22 protein-coding genes are annotated in these 19,110 nt (G+C 68.6%); 8 read left to right on the top strand and 14 right to left on the bottom strand.

All coding sequences use genetic code 11. The annotated features are described in order from the left end of the window. Window positions 1-34: 34 nt before the first annotated feature. Window positions 35-757, bottom strand: coding sequence for a GntR family transcriptional regulator (locus NCO8_RS28605; protein WP_067644415.1), 723 nt, complete (start codon window positions 755-757; stop codon window positions 35-37). A gap of 106 nt (window positions 758-863) precedes the next feature. Here NCO8_RS28605 and NCO8_RS28610 point away from each other — a divergent pair, with 106 nt between their 5' ends. Both NCO8_RS28610 and ilvA read left to right on the top strand, forming a co-directional pair. Further along, window positions 864-2,042, top strand: a complete 1,179-nt coding sequence (locus tag NCO8_RS28610) for a serine hydrolase domain-containing protein (protein ID WP_067644418.1) — start codon at window positions 864-866, stop codon at window positions 2,040-2,042. A 117-nt stretch (window positions 2,043-2,159) separates the two neighbouring features. Then, window positions 2,160-3,374: a threonine ammonia-lyase gene (ilvA, locus tag NCO8_RS28615; protein ID WP_067644468.1), complete on the top strand. Its 1,215-nt coding sequence runs from the start codon at window positions 2,160-2,162 to the stop codon at window positions 3,372-3,374. 33 nt (window positions 3,375-3,407) lie between these two features. On the opposite strand, the gene NCO8_RS28620 is transcribed toward ilvA, so the two are convergent. From NCO8_RS28620 to NCO8_RS28630, 3 genes are all read right to left on the bottom strand, one after another. Next, entirely contained in the window at window positions 3,408-3,731 is a 324-nt protein-coding gene (locus NCO8_RS28620; RefSeq protein ID WP_067644420.1) for a DMT family transporter, read from the bottom strand. Window positions 3,732-3,762: 31 nt separating this feature from the next. Further along, window positions 3,763-5,184: an argininosuccinate lyase gene (argH, locus tag NCO8_RS28625; protein ID WP_067644424.1), complete on the bottom strand. Its 1,422-nt coding sequence runs from the start codon at window positions 5,182-5,184 to the stop codon at window positions 3,763-3,765. Between the two features lie 194 nt (window positions 5,185-5,378). Next, window positions 5,379-6,581, bottom strand: coding sequence for an argininosuccinate synthase (locus NCO8_RS28630; protein WP_067499100.1), 1,203 nt, complete (start codon window positions 6,579-6,581; stop codon window positions 5,379-5,381). 174 nt (window positions 6,582-6,755) lie between these two features. Here NCO8_RS28630 and NCO8_RS31950 point away from each other — a divergent pair, with 174 nt between their 5' ends. The 5 genes from NCO8_RS31950 to NCO8_RS30930 all read left to right on the top strand — a co-directional run bounded on the left by NCO8_RS31950 (window position 6,756) and on the right by NCO8_RS30930 (window position 9,214). Next, the gene (locus NCO8_RS31950) at window positions 6,756-6,896 is read left to right on the top strand and encodes a hypothetical protein (protein WP_166655845.1); all 141 of its coding nucleotides are present in this window, start codon (window positions 6,756-6,758) and stop codon (window positions 6,894-6,896) included. Between the two features lie 21 nt (window positions 6,897-6,917). Further along, window positions 6,918-7,052, top strand: a complete 135-nt coding sequence (locus tag NCO8_RS32815) for a hypothetical protein (RefSeq protein WP_255284058.1) — start codon at window positions 6,918-6,920, stop codon at window positions 7,050-7,052. Window positions 7,053-7,297: 245 nt separating this feature from the next. Then, window positions 7,298-7,450, top strand: coding sequence for a hypothetical protein (locus tag NCO8_RS31705; protein ID WP_157102182.1), 153 nt, complete (start codon window positions 7,298-7,300; stop codon window positions 7,448-7,450). 56 nt (window positions 7,451-7,506) lie between these two features. Further along, the gene (locus NCO8_RS28635; RefSeq protein WP_067644427.1) at window positions 7,507-8,307 is read left to right on the top strand and encodes an aldose epimerase family protein; all 801 of its coding nucleotides are present in this window, start codon (window positions 7,507-7,509) and stop codon (window positions 8,305-8,307) included. An 88-nt stretch (window positions 8,308-8,395) separates the two neighbouring features. Further along, window positions 8,396-9,214, top strand: coding sequence for a DUF4184 family protein (locus tag NCO8_RS30930; protein ID WP_167353350.1), 819 nt, complete (start codon window positions 8,396-8,398; stop codon window positions 9,212-9,214). 36 nt (window positions 9,215-9,250) lie between these two features. On the opposite strand, the gene NCO8_RS28645 is transcribed toward NCO8_RS30930, so the two are convergent. From NCO8_RS28645 to NCO8_RS28690, 10 genes are all read right to left on the bottom strand, one after another. Then, complete coding sequence (locus NCO8_RS28645) at window positions 9,251-9,754, bottom strand: arginine repressor (protein WP_067499094.1); 504 nt, start codon at window positions 9,752-9,754, stop codon at window positions 9,251-9,253. 34 nt (window positions 9,755-9,788) lie between these two features. Next, window positions 9,789-10,721: an ornithine carbamoyltransferase gene (argF, locus tag NCO8_RS28650; RefSeq protein WP_067644433.1), complete on the bottom strand. Its 933-nt coding sequence runs from the start codon at window positions 10,719-10,721 to the stop codon at window positions 9,789-9,791. Continuing rightward, window positions 10,718-11,920, bottom strand: a complete 1,203-nt coding sequence (locus NCO8_RS28655; protein ID WP_067644436.1) for an acetylornithine transaminase — start codon at window positions 11,918-11,920, stop codon at window positions 10,718-10,720. Before NCO8_RS28655 ends, argF begins: the two co-directional genes overlap by 4 nt. Then, window positions 11,913-12,818, bottom strand: coding sequence for an acetylglutamate kinase (gene argB, locus NCO8_RS28660; protein ID WP_067644438.1), 906 nt, complete (start codon window positions 12,816-12,818; stop codon window positions 11,913-11,915). Before argB ends, NCO8_RS28655 begins: the two co-directional genes overlap by 8 nt. After that, window positions 12,815-14,041, bottom strand: coding sequence for a bifunctional glutamate N-acetyltransferase/amino-acid acetyltransferase ArgJ (argJ, locus tag NCO8_RS28665; protein WP_067644442.1), 1,227 nt, complete (start codon window positions 14,039-14,041; stop codon window positions 12,815-12,817). The genes argB and argJ overlap by 4 nt, the downstream gene beginning before the upstream one ends. After that, window positions 14,038-15,096 (bottom strand): N-acetyl-gamma-glutamyl-phosphate reductase, encoded by a 1,059-nt coding sequence (gene argC / locus NCO8_RS28670; protein ID WP_067644445.1) that lies wholly within the window; start codon window positions 15,094-15,096, stop codon window positions 14,038-14,040. The genes argJ and argC overlap by 4 nt, the downstream gene beginning before the upstream one ends. Before the next feature lie 27 nt (window positions 15,097-15,123). Next, complete coding sequence (locus tag NCO8_RS28675; protein WP_067644469.1) at window positions 15,124-16,347, bottom strand: cation:proton antiporter; 1,224 nt, start codon at window positions 16,345-16,347, stop codon at window positions 15,124-15,126. 58 nt (window positions 16,348-16,405) lie between these two features. After that, window positions 16,406-16,939 (bottom strand): hypothetical protein, encoded by a 534-nt coding sequence (locus tag NCO8_RS28680; protein WP_067644449.1) that lies wholly within the window; start codon window positions 16,937-16,939, stop codon window positions 16,406-16,408. Continuing rightward, on the bottom strand, window positions 16,936-17,505 hold the full coding sequence (locus tag NCO8_RS28685; protein WP_067644452.1) for a TetR/AcrR family transcriptional regulator: 570 nt from the start codon (window positions 17,503-17,505) through the stop codon (window positions 16,936-16,938). The genes NCO8_RS28680 and NCO8_RS28685 overlap by 4 nt, the downstream gene beginning before the upstream one ends. Window positions 17,506-17,570: 65 nt before the next feature. Then, window positions 17,571-18,062 carry a pyridoxamine 5'-phosphate oxidase family protein gene (locus tag NCO8_RS28690; RefSeq protein ID WP_067644453.1) on the bottom strand — a complete coding sequence of 164 codons (492 nt, stop codon included), beginning with the start codon at window positions 18,060-18,062 and terminating at the stop codon, window positions 17,571-17,573. 61 nt (window positions 18,063-18,123) lie between these two features. Here NCO8_RS28690 and NCO8_RS28695 point away from each other — a divergent pair, with 61 nt between their 5' ends. Beyond that, on the top strand, window positions 18,124-19,095 hold the full coding sequence (locus NCO8_RS28695; RefSeq protein ID WP_067644456.1) for a helix-turn-helix transcriptional regulator: 972 nt from the start codon (window positions 18,124-18,126) through the stop codon (window positions 19,093-19,095). The last annotated feature ends 15 nt before the right edge of the window (window positions 19,096-19,110 follow it).

The raw sequence follows: 19,110 nt of genomic DNA on the forward strand, positions 1-19,110 counted from the left end.
GCAGTTGCCCTGCGGTTTCCCGCGAATTTCGCCGCTATTGCGCCGAAGATATATCCTCCGGCGCGAGCAGACCGGTGTCGGTGGGAAGGGTCGCGATCACCGATTCGAGTCGCCGATGGTGCTCCTCGGCCGCGGCGAGCAGACGGGCCACATCACGGGCGAGGAAGGCGTCGAGCATCGCGAGATGGTCGGTGTGCAGGAGCTCACGGTCGGCGCGGTCGACGTGCACCATGGATTGCACGGGTTCGGTGACATTCCAGGCGGATTCGAGCATCTGCAGCAGGCGGAACATGCGCGACGGGCGGGTCAGCGCCACATGAAAACAGCGCGATCGGCGCTGATACGCCGCCGGATCGTCGTCGAGGATCGCCCGCTCGAGCAGGTCGTTCACGGCGAGCAGTTCGGCGCGTTCGGCGTCGTCCGCCGACAGCGCGGCCGCGGCGAGCGACGCCGATTCCAGGGTGTCGCGCACGATGTACATCTCCCGCAGTTCACGCGCCGTCAGCTGCGCGACCTGGTACCCACGCTGCGGCCGGTGGGTGACCAGCCCCTCTCCGATCAGAGTTTTCAGCGCTTCGCGCACCGGGATGTGACTCACTCCGAAGAGCACGGCCACCTCGCGCAGCGGGATCACGGTGCACGGCGGGACGGCACCGTCGAGGATCACGCGGCGCAGTTCACCCAGGATCACCTGTGGCCTACCGGGTTCGTCCACCACAAGCCTCGCGAGCAGCGCCGATCGTCGTCTCGAGGACATGCGTGCACGCTATGACCCGAGTATTGCGCCCACGCTGCCGGATGTGACGGTCAGGAAAAGATCACCGTACCGACCGGTCCCATGGGTGATTTGGCATGCTCGGGTGATGGGAGTTTCGACAACGCAGTCGGTGGATCGCCGTTTCGTCCGTCTGGTCACCGTGTTCGACCAGTTGTTCCGCAAGCCTTCGCACGGGGGTGGCGCGCTGTGCGTGTACCTGCACGGCGAACCGGTGGTCGATGTGTGGGCCGGGTACGCACGCCCGGGTGTGCCGTGGACGGCGGACTCGGTGGCGCTGGCCTTCTCCACCGGAAAAGGCGTGGCGTCCACGGTGATTCATCAGCTCGCCGAGCGTGGCGAGCTCGACTACGACACCCCGGTCGCCGAGTACTGGCCCGAGTTCACGGCGGCGGGCAAGGGCCGCATCACGGTTCGCGACGTGCTCACCCACCGAGCCGGGCTGCACCGGTTGCGCGGGCTGATCTCCGGGCCGATCGACACCTTCCTCGACGACAAGGCGGTCACCGCCGCGCTCGCCGCCGCCACCCCGGACCCGCGTCATCTCGTCACCAGTGGTTACCACGGGATCAGCTATGGGCACCTGGCCGCCGAACTGGTGCAGCGAGTCACCGGCCGCGAATTCGTCGACGTCGTCCGCACCGAACTCGCCGAACCTCTCGACGCCGAGGAGCTCTGGTTCCGCGTGCCCGCCGGGGAACGCCATCGCATCGCCACCACGTTCCCCCGCCTCACCGCGGCGGGCATGGATTGGGAGCGCGGCTCCGACCTGCTCACCCGCACCCGATTCGCGGCGGCGGCCGAAACCACCCCGCGCGGTTTCGCCGACCTCATCGTCGACCCGCGTGTGCACGACGCGGTGATGCCCGGCGTCAACGGTGTCTTCTCGGCCCGCGCCCTGGCCCGCGTCTACGGCGCCCTCGCCAACGGCGGCGAACTCGGCGGCACCCGCATCCTGTCCCCCGACACGATCCGCCGCGCCGCCACCCGTCAGGTCTTCACCCCCGACTATGTGCTCGCCTTCCGCATCCCGTGGGCGATGGGCTATCACGGCGTCCCCATGAAACCCTCACGTGCCGAACCGATCTCGGCCTTCGGACACTTCGGTCTCGGTGGCTCCGGCGCCTTCGCCGACCCCGAAACGGGCCTGTCCCTCGCCTTCGTCACCAATCGCCTCGGCGGCAAACTCACGCCCCTCGGCGACGCCCGCCTCACCCGCCTCGGCACCATCGCCCACAACATCGCCAAGGCCGCCCTCCGCGCCTGAGCTGGTCATTCGATCACCACGCTCCGGTGGCGGCATCGGCCGAGTGGCAGCCGCCACCAGAGCGTGGTGATCGCGCGTCCAGGTCCGTGGGAGGGCGGCGGCTGGCACGATGGGGCGATGGAGAGCGTTGAGTTCGGGCAGGTGGAGGCCGCGGCGCGGGTGGTGGGGGCGGTGGTGCGGCGGACTCCGGTGGTCGGGTCGCGGGTGCTGTCGGAGCGGGCGGGAGTGCCGGTGTGGTTGAAGTGCGAGAACCTGCAGCGGACCGGGTCGTTCAAGCCGCGGGGCGCATACAACCGGATCGCGAATCTGTCGCCTGCGGAGCGGGCTCGCGGAGTGGTGGCGGCGAGCGCGGGCAATCACGCGCAGGGGGTGGCGTGGTCGGCAGCGGAGCTGGGGATCACCTCGACGGTGTTCATGCCGATCGGGGCGTCGTTGCCCAAGCTCGTCGCCACCCGGGCCTACGGGGCGGAAGTGCATCAGGTCGGTGAGACGATCGATGAATCACTGGTCGCGGCAAAGGAATTCGCGGAACGCACCGGGGCGACACTGATTCATCCGTTCGATCATCCCGACATCGTCGCCGGGCAAGCGAGTGTCGCGCTCGAGATTCTCGAGCAGGTGCCGGATGTGCGGACCCTGGTGGTGCCGACCGGCGGTGGCGGGTTGCTCGCGGGGGTGGCGATCGCGATGAATCATTGTGCGCCGCAGGTCGGAGTGGTCGGCGTGCAGGCGGCCGAGGCGGCGGCGTGGCCGGATTCGCTGCGGGCAGGCACGCCGATGCGGGCGTCGCGGATGTCGACGATGGCCGACGGTATCGCGGTGGGGATGCCGGGTGCGGTGCCGTTCGATCATGTGTCGAAACTGGTGTCGCGGATCGTGACCGTCGACGAGGAATCGCTGTCCAAGGCTCTGCTGCTGTGCCTGGAACGGGCCAAACTCATTGTCGAACCGGCGGGCGCGGCGGGGGTCGCGGCGTTGCTCGGCGCCGAATTGCGTGACCTGCCCGGTCCGATCGTGGTGATTCTGTCAGGCGGCAACATCGACCCGCTGCTGCTCACCCGGGTGATAAACCACGGCCTGAGCGCGGCCGGACGCTATCTGGCGATGCGGGTGACGATCTCGGACCGGCCGGGTGCGTTGTCGGCGCTGCTCGGAGTGGTCGGCCGGGCCGGGGCCAGTGTGGTCGATGTGGTCCACTCCCGAACCGGGACGTGGCTCGCGGTCGACGAGGTGGAGGTGTCACTCACCGTGGAGATGCGGGGGCCCGCGCACCGCGACGATGTGCTGGACGCGCTGCGCGACGCGGGCTTCCGGGTCCGCGCCGAGTTGTGAGCCGAGCGGGATTCACGTCGGCGCCGCCCGAAGTCAGTGCACGCCACCGAGTTCCAGTGCCAGCACGCCGAGAATGACCAAGCCGATTCCACCGACCTGCACCAGTGACAGCCGCTCACCCAGGAACAGCACACCGATCAGGGCGATGGCGGCCACCCCGACGGCAGACCAGATCCCGTACGCGACGCCGATACCCATCCCCCGCTTCAGCACCTGGGACAGGAAGTAGAAGGCCGCACCGTATCCGAGCACGACCACCACCGACGGCGCCGGTTTGGTGAATCCTTCCGACAGTTTCAGCGAAACGGTCGCGGTCACCTCGGAGGCGATGGCCAGTGCCAGCAAGAGCAGGGTCATGGCGGCAGACTAGCGGGGCGCGGCGAGTTGTTCAGTTCAGCCAGGCGCGGGCTTCGTCGGCGTTCTCGCGGACCTCGTCGAGTTGCTCGGCGACGCGGACGCCCGCGGTGCCGCCGCGGGCGTTGCGGGAGGCGATCGAGCCGGGGACGGTGAGTACTTCGCGCACACCGGCGGTCAGCGATGGGTCGATGGCGGCGAATTCCTCGTCGGTGAGTTCGTCGAGGCCGACACCACGTGCCTCGGCGGCGCGCACGCACGCACCGGCCGCCTCGTGGGCGACACGGAACGGAACACCTTGGCGCACCATCCATTCCGCGATGTCGGTGGCGAGCGTGAAACCGGCGGGGGCGAGTTCGGCCATGCGGTCGGTGTGGAAGGTGAGGGTGCCGACCAGGCCGGCGATGGCGGGCAGCAGGAGTTCGAGCTGGGCGACCGAGTCGAACAGGGGTTCCTTGTCCTCCTGCAGATCCCGGTTGTACGCCAGCGGTTGGGCTTTCAAGGTGGCGAGCAGGCCGGTCAGGTTGCCGATCAGGCGGCCCGCCTTGCCACGGGTGAGTTCCGAGACGTCGGGGTTCTTCTTCTGCGGCATGATCGACGAGCCGGTGGACCAGGCGTCGGCGAGGGTGACGTAGCCGAATTCCGGTGTGCTCCAGAGAATGATCTCCTCGGCCATCCGGCTCAGGTCGACACCGATCATGGCGAGGACGAACGCAGCCTCCGCCGCGAAGTCACGCGAAGAGGTGGCGTCGATCGAATTGGCCGCGGAGGCGGTGAAATTCAGTTCCGCGGCGATCTGCTCGGGATCGAGACCGAGCGAGGAACCGGCGAGCGCGCCCGAACCGTAGGGCGAGATCGCGGCGCGCTTGTCGAAGTCGCGCAAGCGTTCCAGGTCGCGCAGCAGGGGATGCGCGTGGGCGAGCAGGTGGTGGGCCAGCAGCACGGGCTGGGCGGCCTGCAGGTGGGTCTTGCCCGGCATCACCGCGTCCGGGTGCGCGGCGGCCTGGGCGACGAGCGCGTCGACCACATCGAGCACACCGGCGGCCACGCGGCGAACACCGTCACGCAGCCACATGCGGAACAGGGTGGCCACCTGGTCGTTCCGCGACCGGCCCGCCCGCAGCCTGCCGCCGAGCTCGGTGCCGACCCGTTCGATCAGTCCCCGCTCGAGCGCGCCGTGCACATCCTCGTCGGAGTCGGCGGGACCGAACGCCCCCGAGGCCACGTCGGCGGCCAGCGCGTCCAGCCCGGCCAGCATGCCGGACAGATCCTCGTCGGACAGCAGCCCCGCCTTGTGCAGCACCCGGGCATGCGCCTGGGAGGCGCGGATGTCGTAGGGAGCCAGCGCCCAGTCGAAGTGCGTCGACTTGCTCAGCGCCGCCATCGCCTCGGCGGGCCCGGACGCGAAGCGCCCACCCCAGAGGGCACCGGTGTTCGTGCTGCCGCCGTCGGTCATGGTCTACAGGTCTCCTCGGATCGAAGTGCGGGGGAATTGCCCGTGACCACCGTAACCAGCGTCGCGGGTGCCGGTGCCACCCGGCTACGCCGGCATCTCGACGAGACACCGGACCCGGGTGTCTGCTCCCGGGTGCGAACACGCCGCGTCCCCGGCCCGTCGGATGTCGGAACCGGGGACGCGGGAAGCTCGTCCTACTTCTGGTTCAGATCGCGACGGGCGGCGACCTTGGAGGACAGGCCGTGGATCTGGACGAAGCCCTTGGCCAGCGACTGGTCGAAGGTGTCGCCCTCGTCGTAGGTGGCCAGGTTGAAGTCGTAGAGCGACTGCTCGGAGCGGCGGCCGTTGACCACGGCGGAACCACCGTGCAGCACCATGCGGATGTCGCCGGAGACGTGCTGCTGGGTGTCCTGCACGAAGGCGTCCAGGGCGCGCTTGAGCGGGGAGAACCACAGACCGTCGTAGGCCAGCTCGCCCCAGCGCTGCTCGACCTGCCGCTTGTAGCGGCCCAGCTCGCGCTCGATGGTGACGTTCTCCAGAGCCTGGTGCGCGGTGATCAGCGCGATGGCGCCGGGCGCCTCGTAGATCTCGCGGCTCTTGATGCCGACGAGCCGGTCCTCGACCATGTCGAGGCGGCCGACGCCCTGGCGACCGGCGCGGGTGTTCATCTCCTCGATGGCCTGCAGCACGGTGACCTGGCGGCCGTCGATGGCGACCGGCACACCCTTGTCGAAAGTGATGATGACCTCGTCGGGCGCCTCGAAGTTCACCGTCGGGTCGGCGGTGTAGTCGTAGACGTCCTTGGTCGGCGCGTTCCACAGGTCCTCGAGGAACCCGGTCTCGACCGCGCGGCCCCACACGTTCTGGTCGATGGAGAACGGCGACTTCTTGGTGACGTTGATCGGGAGCTTGTTCTCCTCGGCGAAGGCGATGGCCTTCTCGCGGGTCCAGGCGTAGTCGCGGACCGGGGCGATGACCTCCAGGTCGGGAGCAAGGGCGCCGATGCCGACCTCGAAGCGGACCTGGTCGTTGCCCTTGCCGGTGCAGCCGTGCGACACGGTGGTGGCGTTGTGGAACTTGGCAGCCTCGACGAGGTGCTTGACGATCAGCGGCCGGCTGATGGCCGAGACCAGCGGGTACTGGCCCATGTACATGGCGTTGGCCTGGATGGTGGGCAGGCAGTATTCGTCGGCGAACTCGTCGCGCGCGTCGACCACGATGGCCTCCACGGCGCCGCAGTCCAGGGCTCGCTGGCGCACCACGTTCATGTCCTCGCCGCCCTGGCCCAGGTCGATGGCGACGGCCACGACCTCGGAACCGGTCTCCTTCGCGATCCAGCTGATGGCGACGGAGGTGTCAAGCCCACCGGAGTAGGCGAGTACGACGCGATCGGACATGTCTGTTGCGCTCCTTGAACTGGTGTCTGTGGACGGCTCGCGCCGTTGCTGCAAATGATTATGCACGATGATGCAAGCTCATTCATCACCGGGGTGCGACTCCTCGACGGCCGACACCATCTGTGAGACGCTGGTCACAGTAGCTACTCATCCAGTCGGGGTCGAGGAGTAAACATGCAGCAATTACGTGATTTCGCTCAGGCCAACTACGACCTCATCGGGCTCGTCGTCATCGGCGTCGGGAATTTCGCACTGACCGTCGGCAAGACCCTGTTCGACCTGAGCACCCCCATTCTCCAGGATTTCTTCGCCTGACCCTCGGCACCGGAGGACACCATGGAAGACGCCATCCTGCAATTCCTCATGGAGAACTACGAGCCCGGCGCGGCGGTCGGCCTGCACGTGGGCCGCGTGCTGTTCGACCTCAGCTCGCCCCTGATCCTCGCCGTCCTGAATTTCCTCGCGTCCTGAACGCGGTCGTACCGGCTCGCGCGGGCAGCGCGCGTTCAGCTCGCGCAACTCCTCAGCGAAGTCGGCGAGCCGCCGTGCGCGCCAGGCAGGTCTGAACGCCTGCCCGCGGTACCGCGCGGCCGGGGTCGGCCCACGGTTTGAACGACGCGAGATCGGGAAGCACCCTCGCAGGGTAGTGCGCCGTACGTGGTGTACGGCACTCTGGGACAGCACTATTCGGCCCGCCAGAAGTGAGGACGAACAAGATGCTTCATTACATCGCGCAGGAATTCTCGACGCTCGGCAACGGTGTGCTCGATGTCGGTCGCGCCGTGGTCGAGCTGGTGCAGGACATCATCGATGTCGCCACGCCGGGCCACAACGGTGGCGCGGGTGGCGGCGACTACCCGTTCAACTGATGTCGATCGGCGCGGGCTGCGCCGGATGACGGGCCCGCGCCGATAGTCTCCCCGGCATGAGCGACGACGTGCGACTCAGCGCCGGTACCGCGACAGTCACCATCGCCCCCGACGACGGGGGTGCCATCCACAGCCTCACCGTGGCGGGCACGGAACTGCTCCGCCAGGACCCCGGCACCGGATGTTTCGTGATGGCGCCATGGGCGGGCAGGCTCGGCTACGGCAAGCTCACCGTGGGTGATCGCACCTACCAGCTGCCGATCGACAACCCGCCGAACAGCATTCACGGCACCGTCCGCGACCGGGCGTGGGAAGTCGTTTCCAGGACCGCGAACGAGGCGATACTCCGTTGCCGGTTGACAGCGCCCTGGCCGTTCGCGGGCACGGTCGTCCAGACCTTCACCCTCACCGAGTCGGGCCTCACCCTGGCGATGCGCATCACCACCGACCACGACCCGTTCCCCGCCCAGGGCGGCTGGCACCCGTGGTTCCTGCGCGAGGTCGCCCCCGCCACCGGCCCACTCGAACTCGGCTTCCACCCGGCCTGGCAGTACGAACGCGGCCCCGACTACCTCCCGACCGGCCGCCACATCCCACCCACTCCCCCGCCGTGGGACGACTGCTTCGCCATGCCCGACGGAGTCCGCGCCCGCCTCACCTGGCCGGGCTTCCTCGAGTTCACGATCACCAGCCCCGTCACCGACGTGGTGGTGTGGACACTGCCGGAGGAATCACTGTCCGTCGAAGCACAATCCGGCCCACCGAACGGGCTGAACACCGAGCCGAGGACTGTCACACCGAACAACCCTCTGGATGTGCGAGTCGATTGGGCTTGGCGGCAGCTGACGGACAACTGATCCCGCCGGTCGCGACGCATCGCGTCATCGATCACCACAGGATGCGGAGATTCTGTGTGGACTCCGCGCAGATCGAGTACGCGTCAACGTGACACCGCCCGCCCCAGATTACGTTGAGACGGTGCCGATTACGTTCGCTCATCCGCTCGCGGTCGTGCCGTTCTTCCGGCAGTTTCCACCGGTCGCGCTGATCGCGGGCTCGATCGCCCCTGACCTCGTCTACTACCTACCGAGCCCGCTCACAGGTAAGGCAACCCATTCGATAGTCGGCGTGCTGAGTTGGGATGTGCTGATCGGGATCGCGCTGCTCGCTGCTTTCCGGCTCTCGGCAGCGCCGGCCGTCGCCCTGTGGCCGTATCGCATATTTCTTTCCTCACCAGCGCTTTCCGGCTCCCGCCACAGGACGGGTCGAGATGCTCGATCGAAATGCGTTCCATCGCCGAATCGTGGTGCGGGCCGGGTAGCGCCGCTCCGCTCGATCAGCGCGATCGTACTCGGTGCTTCGACCCACGTGCTGTGGGATTCCTGCACACAAACCGCTGGTTTCGCGGTGCGACGCTGGGAGCTGTTGCAGCTGCCGGTAGTCGAGCCACACAAGGTGTACAACGTGCTCGGATACGTCTCGTCGGCGGTGGGCACAGTAGTGCTCTGTGTTCTGATCCGACGCCGCGCCGAACGGCTGCCGTCGAGCCCGCCGCACCCGTGGCGCCCAGCGATCCACACCGTACTCATCGGTGCCGCGCTCCTCGGGTCAGTTCTCGCTGTCGACGACCACAGCGCCCGGACCAGCATGTATGACCTCGTCCGGCACGTCATCGTCCGCGCAGCCGGGGTCCTGTTGTGCGCATGGACGGCCTACGTGCTTATTTGGCAGGTCGCCCACCGCGATCGATGGCGCACGAAGTGAGGCTCGGATCGCGAGACATCCGGCTGTCGTGCCGGTTCAGGCCAGGCTTTCGATCTTGGCGGCGAGTTCGGCGCCGGTGAGGGGTTCGCGGGCGATGACGGCGATGGTGTCGTCGCCTGCGATGGTGCCGACGATGTAGGGCAGGGCGGCGCGGTCGAGGGCGCTGGCCAGGAAGTGGGCGGCGCCGGGTGGGGTGCGCAGGACGGCGAGGTTGCCGCTGGAATCGGTGGACACCAGCAGGTCGGCCAGCAGTTTCGACAGGCGGCCGGTACCGCCGGTGACGCCGCGGACGGGGCTGCCGTCCTCGGGGACGATGTAGACCCCGGCGCCGCCGTCGGCGGCTCGCAGCTTCACCGCGCCGAGTTCGTCCAGGTCACGCGACAGGGTGGCCTGGGTGGTCTCGATGCCCTCGGCGGCCAGCAGTGCGGCCAGTTCGGTCTGGCTGCGCACCGAATGCGCCGAGAGCAGTTCGACGATGCGTGATTGGCGGCCGGCGCGGGTGCGGGCGATGGCGGGTGTGCCCTTCTCGGGTGCGCTCATCGCCTGCCCTCCGCGTCGGCCCCGCATCGCGGTCTCACGCGGCGGCTTTCGCGAGCAGCCACACCAGCAGCGCCTTCTGGGCGTGCAGCCGGTTCTCGGCTTCGTCCCACACCACGCTGTGCGAACCGTCGAGCACCTCGTCGGTGATCTCCTCGCCACGGTGCGCCGGAAGGCAATGCAGCACAATCGCTTCCGGGTTGGCGGCGGCCAGCAGTTCGGTGTTGAGCTGGAACGGGCGGAACGGGCCGACGCGATCGAGCCCGTCGTTCTCCTGACCCATGGAGGTCCAGGTGTCGGTGACGAGCACGTCGGCGCCGGTGGCTCCGGCGACGGGATCACCCGTAACAGCCACTGTCGCACCGGTTTCGGCGGCACGCTTGGCGGCGGCCTCCATGATCCAGGGCAGCGGCTCGAAACCGGCGGGCGCGGCGACGGTCACGTTCATGCCCGCCGTGACACCACCGAGCAGCAGCGAGTGCGCCATGTTGTTGGCGCCGTCGCCGAAGAAGGTGAGGTTGAGTCCGGCCAGCGAACCCTTGCGCTCGGCGATCGTCTGCAGATCGGCGAGGACCTGACACGGGTGGAACTCGTTGGACAGCGCGTTCACCACGGGAACCGTTGCGGTGGCGGTCATTTCGTCCAGTCGCGACTGCTCGAAGGTGCGCCACACGATGGCGTCGACGTAACGCGAGAGCACGCTGCCGGTGTCGCCGAGGGTTTCCTCACGGCCGAGCTGGGTGTCGCGACCGTCGACGACCACGGCGTGCCCACCGAGCTGGGCGATGCCGAGTTCGAAGGAGAACCGGGTGCGGGTGGAGTTCTTCTCGAAGATCACCCCCACTCCGCGCGGGCCTTCCAGCGGGCGGTGCGCGAAGGGGTTCTTCTTGAGTTCGGCGGCGAGAGCGAGGATCTCGGCCTGTTCGGCCTGGCTCACGTCGTCGTCGCGCAGGAAATGGCGCAGGGTCACTTGGTCGCTCCCTTGGCATCGGCGGCGGCCTTGTCGAGGATCTCGGGCAGGTCGGCGACGAAATTGTCGGCCTGGGTTTCGGTGAGCACCAGGGGCGGTGCCAACCGGATCACGTCGGGCTTGGCGGGATTCAGCAGATACCCGGCCTCGCGGGCCCGTTCGTCCACGTGGGCGGAGATGTCGTTGCGCAGCACGATGCCGATCAGCAGGCCCGCCCCACGCACATGGTCGATCTCGGGGTGCTCGAGCAGGGCGATGCCGTCGCTGAGTTTCTTGCCGACCCATTCCACATGGCTCAGCAGGTCCTCGGAGTCGATGGTGCGCAGCACGGCCAGCGCCGCCGCGGCGCAGACCGGATTGCCGCCGAAGGTGGTGCCGTGCAGACCCGGGGTGAGCAGTTCGGCCGCCCGTCCCTGTGCCAGCACGGCGCCGATCGGGAGGCCACCACCCAGACCCTTGGCGAGGGTGATCGCGTCGGGCACGATCCCGGCCGCCTGGTGTGCGAAAAACGTTCCGGTACGGCCGATTCCGGTCTGCACCTCGTCCAGGATCAGCAAAGCGCCTGCCCGCGAGGTGATTTCGCGCGCCTTGGCGAGGTAGTCGAACGGCGGGACGACCACACCGCTCTCCCCCATCATCGGCTCGAGGAACACCGCGGCGGTGTCGGAGTCGACGACGGCTTCCAGGGCGGCGGCGTCACCGTAGGGCACGTGCACGACACCGGGGGGCATCGGCTCGAACGGCGCCCGCTTCGACGGCTGACCGGTGAGCGCGAGCGCGCCCATGGTCCGCCCGTGGAACGCCTCCTCGGCGGCGACGATCTTGGACCGCCCGGTGAGCCGCGCGATCTTGAACGCGGCCTCGTTGGCCTCGGTGCCGGAGTTGCAGAAGAACGCCTTGCCCTCGCCGTCGCCGAAGTGGGCGAGCAGCTTCTCGGCCAGTTCGATCACGGGTTCGCTGGCGTACAGATTCGACACGTGGCCGAGGGTGCCGAGCTGCTGGGTGACCGCCTCGAGGATGGCGGGATGACCGTGGCCGAGGCTGTTGACCGCGATACCACCGAGGAAATCGACGTAGCGCTTGCCGTCGGCGTCGTAGACCACGGCCCCGGCGCCACGCACCAGCGCCACCTTCGGGGTGCCGTAGTTGTTCATCAGCGCGGCCGACCACCGCTGCTGCAGTTTCGCCACTTCACTCATCTTCGGCCTCCCCCGGGGTCACCATGGTTCCGATTCCTTCTCCGGTGAACAGTTCAAGTAGTACCGAATGCGGGACGCGCCCGTCGATGACGTGGGCACTCGGCACCCCGCCTCGGACCGCGCGCAGGCAGGCCTCCATCTTCGGCACCATGCCCGCGTCCAGGCTCGGCAGCAACTCGGCGAGGGCGTCGGCGTCGATCCGGCTGGTGAGCGAGGATCGGTCCGGCCAGTCCGTGTACAGGCCCTCGACATCCGTGAGGACGACGAGTTTCTCGGCGCCGATGCCCTCGGCCAGCGCGGCCGCGGCGGTGTCGGCGTTGATGTTGTGCACCACGCCGTCGGCGTCGGGGGCGATGGTGGAGACCACCGGGATGCGGCCCGCGTCGATCAGGTCGAGCACGGCGCCGGGGTTGACCTCGGTGACATCGCCGACCAGGCCGATATCGGTGGCCACCCCGTCGACGGCGACGGTGCGCCGGGTGGCGGTGAACAGGTGCGCGTCCTCACCGGAGATGCCGACCGCGTACGGCCCGTGCGCGTTGATCAGCCCGACCAGCTCGCGCCCGACCTGACCGAACAGCACCATCCGCACCACATCCATCACCTCGGGGGTGGTGACGCGGAAACCGCCACGGAATTCGCCTTCCATGCCCAGCTTCTTCAGCATGGCATTGATCTGCGGGCCGCCGCCGTGCACGACAACGGGGTGCACGCCGACGGTGCGCAGGAACGCCATGTCGGCGGCGAAGGCGGACTTGAGGTCGTCGTCGATCATGGCGTTGCCGCCGTACTTCACGACGACGATTTTGTCGCGGAACTTCTGCAGCCACGGCAGCGCGTCGGCGAGGACATGCGCTTTGTCGAGGGCCGAAAGGCTGTGCAGCACACCGGCGTTCATGAGCTGTACGCCGAATTCTCTTCGACGTAGCCGTGCGAGAGGTCGGTGGTGCGCACCATGGCGGTGCCCTCACCCACATTGAGCTCGATCAGCACGTCGATGTCGGCACCGGACAGGTCGACCTCACGCGCGCCCGGAGCGCCGACACTGTCGACACAGACCGGATTCCCGTTGAACGACACCGCGATCCGATGCGGGTCGAGGGTCACCGGGGCGATGCCGACGGCGGCGAGTACCCGGCCCCAGTTCGGGTCCGAGCCGAACAGCGCGGTCTTGACCAGGTTGTCGCGGGCGACGGCACGGGCGACGGTGAGCGCCTCGTCCTCGGTGGCCGCGCCGGTGACGGTGACCCGCACCCGCTTGGTGACGCCCTCGGCGTCGGCCATGAGCTGAGCGGCCAGGTCGTCGCACACGGTGAACACGGCGGCGTCGAGGTCGTCCTGCGACGGGGTGACGCCGCTCGCGCCGTTGGCCAGCAGCAGCACGGTGTCGTTGGTGGAGCAGGAGCCGTCGACATCGAGCCGGTCGAAGGTGTATTTCGTGGCCTTGCGCAGCGCCTCGTCGAGCTGTTCGGGGGTGGCCACCGCGTCGGTGGTGAGCACGACGAGCATGGTGGCCAGCGAGGGGGCGAGCATGCCCGCGCCCTTGGCCATGCCGCCGACGTTCCACTTGTCCTCGTGGTGGAAGGCCGATTCCTTGGGCACCGTGTCGGTGGTCATGATGGCGTGGGCCGCGTCGGAGCCGCCGGTGAGACCGCCGCCCATCTCGTGCACGATCTCGGTGATCGCGGGGACGAGTTTGTCCATCGGCAGCCGGTCACCGATCAGGCCGGTGGAGCAGACCGCGATCTCGCCCGCGCCGGTCTCGGTGCCCCAATTACTCAGTGCCGCGGCGAGTTCCTCGGCGGTCCTGTGGGTGTCCTGGAAACCGCCGTGGCCGGTGCAGGCGTTGGCGCCACCGGAGTTGAGGATGACCGCGCGCACGTGACCGGACTTCAGCACCTGCTGCGACCACAGCACGGGGGCGGCCTTCACCTGGTTGCGGGTGAACACGCCCGCCGCGGCGTATTCGGGGCCCTCGTTGAGCACCAGCGCGAGGTCGGGCTTGCCGCTGGCCTTGATGCCCGCCGCGATGCCCGCCGCGCGGAAGCCGAGCGGGGCCGTGACGCCCTGGGTGTGGATGAGTTTGCCGTGGTCCGGCGCGTGCGGATCAGGGGTTGTCACGGTGCCACTCCTACGGTGGAAAGTCCTGCGGTCTCGTCGAAACCGACGGCCAGATTCATCGATTGCACCGCGGCGCCCGCGGTGCCCTTGGTCAGATTGTCGATCGCGCCGATCACCACGAGCAGGCCCGCGTCGGCATCGACGGCGACCTGCAGGGTGATGGCGTTGGAGCCGAGCACCGAACCGGTCTGCGGCAGCATGCCTTCGGGCAGCAGGTGCACGAAAGGTTCGTCGGCGTAAGCCTTTTCGTAGACGGCCCGGGCCTGCGCGGCGTCGACCTTCACCGGTGCGGTGCAGGTGGCGAGGATGCCGCGCGGCATCGGCGCGAGCACGGGCGTGAAGGACACCGAAACATCCACGCCGCCCGCGGCTTTCAGGTTCTGCGCGATCTCCGGGGTGTGCCGGTGGGCACCCGCCACGCTGTAGGCGCGCACGCTGCCCATGATCTCGGATCCGAGCAGGCCGATGTCGAGTTTGCGGCCGGCACCCGAGGCGCCGCTCACCGCGACGACGTTCACGTTCGGCTCGATGATGCCCGCCGCGACGGCCGGGGCGAGCGCGACACTGGACACCGTCGGGTAGCAGCCGGGCACCGCGATGCGGCGGGCACCGGTGAGCCGGGCGCGCGCGCCGGGCAGTTCGGGCAGACCGTAGGGCCAGCTGCCCGCATGGGCGCTGCCGTAGTACTTCTCCCAGGCGGCGGGGTCGGTGAGCCGGAAGTCGGCGCCGCAGTCGATGACGACCGTCGACTCGGGCAGCGCCTGGGCGATCGCGCCGGACTGGCCGTGCGGCAGACCGAGGAACACGATGTCGTGTCCGGCCAGGGTCTCCGGGGTGGTTTCCTGCAGGACGCGGTCGGCCAGCGGCAGCAGCTGCGGCTGCAGTGCGCCGAGGGCGGTGCCCGCGTTGGATCCGGCGGTCAGCGCCCCGATCTCGAGGCGCCCGGCTCGGTATTCGGGATGGCCGAGCAGCAGACGCAACACCTCGCCACCGGCGTACCCACTGGCACCGGCAACCGCCACCCGTAATACGGGTCCTCCGGACGTTTCCACCATGTGATGATTATGCACGAGTATGCAAGCTCATTCATGCGCGGGTGTGACGGGCTCGGCGCCACGTGCCCCGATCAGTCGCGCGACCAGCGGGAACACCAATACCGTTGTGGCTCCCGCGGCCACCAGTATCGAGGCTACCTCGCTACTGAGCAGGCCGGTGCGGGTCGCGACCTGCGTCACCGCGACGATGATCGGCAGACCGGTGGCCGCGTAGAGCGCCAACTGCACCCGCTCGCGGCCGGTGGGCAGGTTCAGCCCGTGCGGCACGAAGCGCTCGCTCAGCCACACCGGCAGACCGCGTGCGATCGCGATGGTGAGCACGAACCACACCCACAGCGCCGGGTTGCCCGCGACGGCGGACACGTCGATACCCATTCCGGACACCACGAAGAACACCGGGATCAGCAGGCCGTAACCGATGGCCTCGAGCGAGGCGTCCACATCGGGGTGGCCCGCGGCGATGAGTTTGCGCAGGATCATGCCCGCGGCGAAGGCGCCGAGCACCACGTCGAGGTCGAATTCCTCGGCGATCACCATCAGGACGAGGAGCAGCAGCACGACTCCGCGCACCGGGAGCTGCGAGGTGCCGCCGTCGAGCCGGCCGAGCGCCGATCCGAGGTCGGGCATCCGGTCGAGCATGCGCACCGGGATCAGCCCGACGAGCACCGCCGCGATCACGAACATCAGCACGGTGACGAGCGCCGACATCGAGTCGCGGCTGCTCAGCAGCACCGACATCGCGACGATGGGCCCGAGTTCGCCCACCGCGCCGTGCGTCATCACCGCGCGACCGAGTGGTGAGTCGGCGATTCCGGCCTGCTTCAGAATCGGCAGGAGCGTGCCGAGCGCGGTGGAGGTGAGCGCGATAGCCACGGCGATGCGGGTGCCCGTCGACCGGTCGGTGGCCAGCGTGACGATCCCGAACGCGAAGACCAGGCACACGAGCCAGACCAGCCAGGCCGTTCGCCCCGATTTCCCTCGCAGCAGGGCCGGGTCGAGTTCGTAGCCCGCGAGCAGGAACAGCATTCCCAGCCCGAGCTCGCTGACGAGGTCGACGCCGCCGCCGGTGTCGGCCCACCCGAGCACGTACGGGCCGAGCACCGCACCCGCGACCAGCAGGATCACCACATCGGGCAGGTATCCGCGCAGCAGGCGCGACACGACCGGTGCGATCACCGCGACCAGCGCGATCCAGAACAGCGACACGATCGGCGTCGGCCCGTCGGCACCGGCGGAAGCGAGCAGCTCCATGCGGGTCATCGTGGCACAGCGCACCAGCCGATCCCCGACACCGCGCGCGGGCGATCCGTCACCTTGCCTGCGGTGTATCGGGCTGAAGGTGCGCGAGGAGGAGTTTGATCAGCAGTACCGGGCCGAACCAGAGGAGGAAGGTCGGCACTGTGAGCATCGACGTGGTGATCGCTACGCCGAATACCGTGGCGGCGAAGGCCACCGGCACGCGCAGCTGATCGGGCACCGAGAGGACGACGACGGCCGCCGCGAGGACGAGTCCGTAGATCGCCGCCGCGACCCACCAACCGAATCCCGGGACCACCAGCGCCAGCAGGAACGGTTGGGCGTGGATGGCGACGAAGGTGAGGTGATGACGGGCGGTTCGGCCGGGCCGGTGGAACCAGCTTTTAGCCGATGCTGTCGCATTGACCACCGCGCCGCCGAATAGGTCGAAGCCGATCAGGGCGACCACCGCGACGACCAGTGCGGAGCCCCCCGCGTTTCTCGCCAGCAGCGCAGCCGTCACCCCACCGACGACTGCCGACGAATAGCACAGGGCTGCTTCGCTTCTCGTCGCTCCGGGCGCGATGAGCCGGTCGGTGATCGTCATCGGCGGATACCTTCCACGCACACCTGCACCAGGGGTTCGGTCATCTCGGTGAGGGCGACGCGGTCGTCGGCCAGCCACTGCACCAGGCACCCTTCGATCGCGCCGACGATCACCGCCGCGTGCGCGTCGCCGATACCCGCCCGCAATTGCCCCTCGGCGTCGGCCGCACGCAGCAGTTCCGCGACGGCCGCCCGGTAGCCCTCGTAGACGGCGGCCATATCCAGCGGTGTCCTGGCCGACCACACGTCCAGCAATACGCGCGCGTGGTCCGGGTGAGCTGCCAGCATCGCCACGGTCGACCGGATCAACTGCGCCAGCCGATCGAGCGCTGGACCACTTCCGGGCGCGGCGAGCTGCTGTTCCGCGCGGGCACGGTATTGGTCGAACGCGGCGGTCAGCAGTTCTTCCCGGCTGCTGACCGCGAGGTAGACACTCCCTTTCGCGACCCCGGCCTCCGCCGCCACATCCTCGATCCGCGACGCGGCGAACCCTTTCCTGGCGAAGACCCGGACGGCCGCCTCCAGAATTTCGGTCCGCCGCGCATCTACATCCACTCGCTTCGGCACGAATTTATAATGACTGACCAGTCAGCCATAGTCCATAGTCAGTCGGACGCGGGCGGTGGAGGGATTCAGCGTTTGGTGACGACTCGCTCGCCCTCGCCGGGTTTCCAGATGGTGATGGCGAGCTGGTCATCGGCGACTTCGACCGTGGAGGCACTGGTGAGGTCGGCGATGTAGAAGTGGTCGAATTTCTGGCCGCGGATGTCGAAACCGCTGTCGTCGAAGAGTTTCTGCGCGAAGCGGGCGTGGACGGATTCGTCCTTCAGGTCGGTGACGGTGCCGAAGAGTTTGGCGTCGCCTTCGGTGACGTTGGTGTCGACGGTCGCGGTGTGCAGGCAGAAGCGGGGGTCACGGGCGAGGTCGTCGAACTTGCGGGTGTCCGGCATGCCCGCCAGCACCAGCATGTCCTCGAAGACCATCGGTTCGATCGGGCTGATCCGTGGCCATCCGTCGGCGCGGAGGGTGCCGAGCATGCACAGATTGCCGGTGGCTCGGTGTCTGCGCAGGAACAGCTCGGCGATGCGCGGCGCTTCCTCGGTGAACTGGCTCCAAGTGGTCATACGCTCACGCTACGACCCAACCTTGACATCCTGTGTCAAGGTTCACGGCTAGTCTCGGGGTATGCGAGCGAGCAGGCTGGTGCAGCTACTGCTCTTGTTGCAAGCCAACGGCGGGTCGACGGCCGGGGAGCTCGCGCGGGAGCTGGAGGTGTCGGTGCGCACGGTGTACCGGGATGTGGAGGCGCTGTCGGCGGCGGGTGTGCCGGTGTACAGCGAACCCGGGCGCGGTGGTGGGGTGCGATTGGTCGACGGGTACCGAACCCGGCTCACCGGCCTCACCTCCGACGAGGCCGACGCCGTCTTGCTGGCCGGCCTACCGGGCGCCGCCGCCGACCTCGGCCTCGGCACCGTCCTCGCCACCGCACAGCTGAAAATGCTGGCCGCGCTGCCACCGGAACTGCGCGGCCGGGCAACCCGCATCGCCGAGCGCGTCCACATCGATATGCCCGGCTGGTTCCACCGCCCCGACGAAACCCCCACTCTCGCAACCATCGCCGACGCCGTCTGGCACGACCGCCGCCTCGCGATCACCTACCGACGAGGTGACGACGCGGTCGAACGAACGGTCGACCCGCTGGGCCTGGTGATGAAGGCGGGCACCTGGTACCTCGTCGCACGCGTCCGCTCCGATATTCGTTCCTATCGGGCCAGCCGGATCGCCACGGCCCACCTCACCGGCGAACCATTCGACCGCCCAACCGATTTCGACCTCGCCGCCCACTGGCAGGCCGCAGCAGCCGACTTCGGGCGGTCCATGCTGAAAGTCGACGCGCAATGCCGGATCGCCACCGCACACCTCGGCCTGTTGCGCCTCATGAACGACCCGGCAGCCGTCCACGCCGCACTGGCCACCCTCGGCCCCACCGACCCCAACGGCTGGGCCGACATCACCATCCCCTCAGAGTCCTACGAAGTACTGACCCACGCCCTACTCCCCCTGGCAAACCACGTCGAGGTCCTCGCTCCCCCCGAGTTCCGCGCCCACCTCCGGACAATCACCGAGGCCATGGCCTCGCGCTACCGCCCCACCTAAGTCCGCCATGACAGC

This window comes from Nocardia coubleae NBRC 108252, from assembly GCF_001612805.1.
GTDB lineage: Bacteria > Actinomycetota > Actinomycetes > Mycobacteriales > Mycobacteriaceae > Nocardia > Nocardia coubleae.